Consider the following 1,323-nt stretch of genomic DNA (forward strand, 5'->3'; position numbering starts at 1 on the left):
CAGGGCGTCCTCGATCTCCCCCTGCACGGTCCGCCGCCCCCCGGCCTGCTTGGCCCACCCGGAGAACTCACTCCCGTCGTACGACAGAAGACGTTCCGGAGCTGAAGGCCGAACCGGTCGCCACGACGGCAGTTCCCACCGTCACGCCCATAGCGCAGACCGGCCCTCGGAACATCATCAAGCGTCTGCAGGACACCTACATCAGTAGCGCCGACAACGCGGATCACTCGCAGGGGCACATCCTGCACGTCGGTACGCCCGACAACGGTGCGACAAAGTATCGGAGCTTCATGCGCTTCGACGTGTCCAAGCTCCACGGCGCGCCGATCAAGCGGGCCACCCTGCGCGTCTACAACTCCTTCGTCTCCGACTGCGCGGCCAACGCGTGGATGGGCGTCTACCCGGTGACCTCGGCGTGGGACCAGGCCACCGTCACCTGGGCCAACCAGCCCACTGTCGGCGCCGGCGAGGGCACCTGGTTCGGCGTCGGCCACCCGAACTGCCCTGACGTGCCGAACAAGACCAATCCCGCCGCGTCCAACGGCATCCAGCGCATCGACGTGACCGACTGGGTCAAGGGGTGGGCGGACGCGAGCCTGCCGAACTACGGGATCAGGTTCAGCGCCGCCGAGAGCGGCAAGTCCAGCTACAAGGACTTCTGCTCCATGAACCCGGTGGGGACTGACTACGCGTGCCACGCCGCGTACAACGCCCCCACTCTCGAGGTCGAATTCAACGAGGGGCACACCCCGATCATGTCGGGCAACGAGTTCGGCCCGACATACCCGAATAACTACCCCACCGCGCACGCGGCGCTTGAGTTCTTCGACTCGACCAGCCCTTCCGTCTGGTTGAGATCCGGGCCGTACCAGCGGTGGATCCCCGACGCCTACCACTCGGTCCTCGACACGAGCCTGGGAGGTGACACCTGGAAGGGCGGCACCTCGCACAAGCTCCGTCCTGGCGGTCCGTACGGCGGTAACGTTCTGGTCACCGGCGACGGCGGCAGCGGCTTCGTCGGCGTGATCCCCTATCCGTCGCTCGCCGGCTATCACTGGGCCATCAACGTGGGCACCACCGGAAACCTCCACGGCGTCGAGATGCTGCCGAACGGCAACGTGGTCGTCGCGTTCTCCGACGCGGTCTCCGGGGCACCCGAAGGCGGCGTCGCCGTCTACACCAAGGCCCAGGGCGCACCCGGAGCCTGGAACGCCGCGTCACCCCAGGTCTTCCCGCTGGAGGACGCGCACGAGGTCTCATACGACCCGGCCGCCGGTGTCCTCTGGGCCGTCGGCGGAAAGCAACTCGTGAAGTACGCCTACA

1 protein-coding gene is annotated in these 1,323 nt (G+C 67.1%); it reads left to right on the forward strand.

Annotated features, from left to right (window positions below):
- Positions 1–242: 242 nt before the first annotated feature.
- Positions 243–1,323, forward strand: a 1,081-nt coding sequence (locus AB0I06_RS34280; RefSeq protein WP_363122769.1) for a DNRLRE domain-containing protein, incomplete at its 3' end; no start/stop codon positions are given.

The sequence above is a fragment of the Streptomyces sp. NPDC050674 genome, from assembly GCF_040654575.1.
Taxonomy (GTDB): domain Bacteria; phylum Actinomycetota; class Actinomycetes; order Streptomycetales; family Streptomycetaceae; genus Streptomyces.